At 47.0% G+C, this 3,533-nt stretch carries 5 protein-coding genes; 3 read left to right on the plus strand and 2 right to left on the minus strand.

The features are described from left to right. The 3 genes from WBV75_RS08480 to WBV75_RS08490 all read left to right on the plus strand — a co-directional run. On the plus strand, positions 1-360 hold a 360-nt coding region (locus tag WBV75_RS08480; RefSeq protein WP_424120198.1), incomplete at its 5' end, for a peroxiredoxin. Further along, positions 335-1,303, plus strand: coding sequence for a type I phosphomannose isomerase catalytic subunit (locus WBV75_RS08485; protein WP_424120199.1), 969 nt, complete (start codon positions 335-337; stop codon positions 1,301-1,303). The genes WBV75_RS08480 and WBV75_RS08485, both read left to right, overlap by 26 nt. Before the next feature lie 57 nt (positions 1,304-1,360). Then, complete coding sequence (locus tag WBV75_RS08490) at positions 1,361-1,630, plus strand: hypothetical protein (RefSeq protein WP_424120200.1); 270 nt, start codon at positions 1,361-1,363, stop codon at positions 1,628-1,630. Positions 1,631-1,634: 4 nt separating this feature from the next. Here the strand turns inward: WBV75_RS08490 and WBV75_RS08495 are convergent, their stop codons facing one another. Both WBV75_RS08495 and WBV75_RS08500 read right to left on the minus strand, forming a co-directional pair. Then, complete coding sequence (locus tag WBV75_RS08495; protein WP_424120201.1) at positions 1,635-2,336, minus strand: DUF4369 domain-containing protein; 702 nt, start codon at positions 2,334-2,336, stop codon at positions 1,635-1,637. Between the two features lie 55 nt (positions 2,337-2,391). Then, positions 2,392-3,533 (minus strand): DUF819 domain-containing protein (locus WBV75_RS08500; protein WP_424120202.1); only part of this gene is annotated, 1,142 nt, incomplete at its 5' end.

A 3,533-nucleotide genomic window follows, 5' to 3' on the forward strand; every position in this document is an offset into this window, starting at 1 on the left:
TTTACCCCCGGGTGTACCGCTGAAGTCTGTTCCTTTCGGGACAATTTTGAGGATTTTAGCGATGCCGGTGCACTGGTTGTTGGAATAAGTTCGGATTCTGAAAAATCTCATAGAAATTTCTCCAAAAAGCACCAATTGCCCTTCGTTTTATTAAGCGACAGCGACAAAACGGTTCGACGAAAGTTTAAAGTTGCCAACCGTTTTATGAGTTTGCTTCCCGGACGGGAAACCTTCGTGGTCGACAAAGGCGGAAGGGTAGTGCTGGCCTTCGAAGCCTTACAGGCTTCTGGGCATGTGCGGAATGCATTGAAGGCTATAAAAGGAATTCAAGAAGATGGAACTATACCCCCTCAGGTTTAAACCTATCCTCAAGGAGCGCTTGTGGGGAGGGCATAAACTGCGCGATGTTCTCGAAAAAAACTTCGAAGGTACAGGTATCGGTGAAAGCTGGGAGCTTTCCGGGGTAGAGGGAGATGTATCCCTGATCGACAATGGACCCTACAAAGGGAAATCCCTAACTGAACTTATAGAGGCGTATCCCATAGAGTTACTCGGCAAACCCGTCATCGAAAAATTTGGCAGGGAGTTTCCGATTTTAATCAAGTTTATCGATGCGCAAAAGGACCTCTCTATTCAATTGCATCCCGGGGATGAACTCGCCAGGGCACGTCATAACTCTTTTGGTAAGACGGAGATGTGGTATGTGATGGATGCCGATCCGGGAGCCGAATTGATCATCGGGTTTAAACGGGATATGAGCAAGGAGGAGTATCAGCAGGCTATGGAAGAGAAATCACTGCCTCAGTACCTGCATTATGAACCTGTTGCCGCTGGGGACGGATTTTTTATAAACAGCGGAAAGATTCACGCCATCGGGGCCGGGATCTTACTGGCAGAGATTCAGCAGAGCTCGGATGTCACCTATAGGGTCTACGATTTCGACCGACGAGATGCCAGGGGAAACCTCAGAGAGCTCCATACTGAACTCGCCCTGGATGCGATGGACTTTAAAAAGAGGGATGACTTCAAAATCTCGTATGGGAAGCAGAAAAACCAGGAAAACCAAATGGTCACCAGCCCTTATTTCAATACCTCATTTTTGGAATTAGACACCCAAACGAGGCTTTCCCTGTCCCATGACGAATCTTTTACGGTCCTGGTCTGTGTGGATGGATCGGCCGAGGTAGTTTTGAATTCTCGGAAAAGCCAGATTAAAAAAGGCGAAACCCTTCTTCTTCCAGCTGCGGCTGCAGAAGTTATGGTGAATACCTCAGAATCTCGTTTTCTCAAAGTTTCTTTATAAGTTGTATCACATAGTCTTACACGGATGTTGTATTTTTACGGCAAATAAGCAGCTATTATGGCAAGCATAAGAGACCTGAAAAAGGACATTAACTATGTACTGGGCGATATTATTGAGGCCGTGTATATTATCGAAAATAGCAATCAAACAGAAGGCTCAAAAGAGGGTTCTGCAATCATTGATAAAGCTATAGAAACCTTCGACACCCTTATCGCCGAGGTGAATCAAAAAGATGTGGCAGATCGCAAGAAGCATTTGAAGCAGGTACGGGCTTCTCTGCAGAAAGAAGCAACCGAACTGGTGACACGTCTGAACAAAATGGGATAAACCCCTATTGTTGACCCTCCAGCACTTCCTTAAGTTTTTTACCATATTTGGAGTCCGCTACATCTGCAGGTAACGTCCTGTAGAGCGAATCCAAAAGTTTTGGGTTGGCATCCGCTATCTCTGCCCAGGCAACGTATGGCGCCAGTTCAGAACTTTTGTGGGTATGGGCAAAATTAAGGGTGTAGAGGTATTTTCTTTTCAGGCTTTGGTCAAGGGCCAGTTCAATGGAATCCGCGGCTGTGGAGTCCCGGGCGATTTGGGATGTTCTCAGGGCCCTGGATAATTCCAATTGCCTGAGGTTGAAACGAGACATATTCTCTTTAAACTCCTCGTATTTTTTTTGGATCTCTGTCCCATCGACAGTGGCATTGGACTCAAAAGCATCCCAACGCGAAGTGATCTTATAGGTCCCGGCTTCTCCAAAAAAAGCAATCCGGTCGTTCAGGCTATTGTTGTCAGCATTATCGAGATAGAGGTAAAAAACATCAGGCTCGGGAACTTCGGTAGTCAATTCAAAATTGCCATCCCCCCGGATTTCCACGGAGTCCAGGTTGACCAGTGTGGAATCGGGAATCCCCTGCAGAAATAAAGTGCCCTTTTTCAACCCTTTTATATTCCCCCCTACGACCATTTTAAGACTTTCATCTTCTGTATTGCAGGAGATCAAGATCAGCAGGAAGGCCAGGATGTAAACAAAGCTTTTCATGGGTGTCAAATAAGGGGCAAATATGCCATTTTTTTTCAAAACATCCAGCAGGCATTTATAGACTTGAAACCACTTCCATCAGGTAAGCACAGAGCAGCGCCCCACCAGTTCCCACCACATAACCCAAAACGGCCAGGAGGACACCTACAGAACTCAATGAGGAATGAAATTCCGCGGCAACCACAGGAGCTGAAGCAGCTCCGCCTACGTTTGCCTGACTGCCAACCGCGAGAAAGAAGAAAGGCGCGCGGATCAGTTTAGCCACCAAGATGAGCAATCCGGCATGGATGGAGATCCAGATTAATCCGAGCAATATGAGTCCCGGGTTTTCCAGGATTCGGCTTAAGTCCATCTTCATTCCTATAGTGGCAACCAGAATATAAATAAAGACCCCACCCAGTTTACTGGCTCCCGCACCTTCCAGGTTTTTGGCACGTGTAAAAGACATACCTATACCGGCAAGAGTAGCTATGACAACCATCCAGAAGAATTTACCCCCGAGAAAGGACAGAAAGCTTTGGGGGTTCCGAACAGCTTCATAGGAGTTGGAGAGGAAGCCACTGATCTCATCCCCCAGAAAATGGGCCAGTCCAACCGCGGTGAAGGCCAGGGCCGTCATCAGAAGGTAATCCCTTAGGGTAGGGACGCGGGTAATGCGTTCAGAGAACTCAGTAACCTTCTTTTTTAAAGCTTCAATGGAAGAGGCGTCCGCCTTTAACCAGCGGTCAATTTGTTTGTTCCTCCCCACACCAAGTAAAAGAATAGCCATCCAGATATTAGCACAAACCACATCTACCAATATCATCTCGCCATAGCGGTCGGGATTGAATTTAAAGATCTCAAACATCGCAGCCTGGTTTGCACCGCCCCCAATCCAGCTTCCTGCAATGGTCGATAATCCCCGCCAAATCGCATCAAAATCATGTCCGCCAAGGGTTTCCGGTGAAATCACAGAAACGATCAAAATGGCTATGGGCCCCCCGATTATAATACCCACGCTACCGGTGAGGAACATAATAAGCGCCTTTGATCCCAGTCTGGCAATAGCTTTCAGGTCTATGCTGAGGGTCATTAAAACCAGGGCTGCCGGCAATAAATACCTACTGGCCATAAAATATAGATTGGAGTGCTCATCTGAAACGATTCCAAGACTGGCCAGAATGGCGGGAAGCATATAACATAAAAGGATGGCGGGTA

The sequence above is a fragment of the Robiginitalea sp. genome, from assembly GCF_049588695.1.
Lineage (GTDB): Bacteria > Bacteroidota > Bacteroidia > Flavobacteriales > Flavobacteriaceae > Robiginitalea.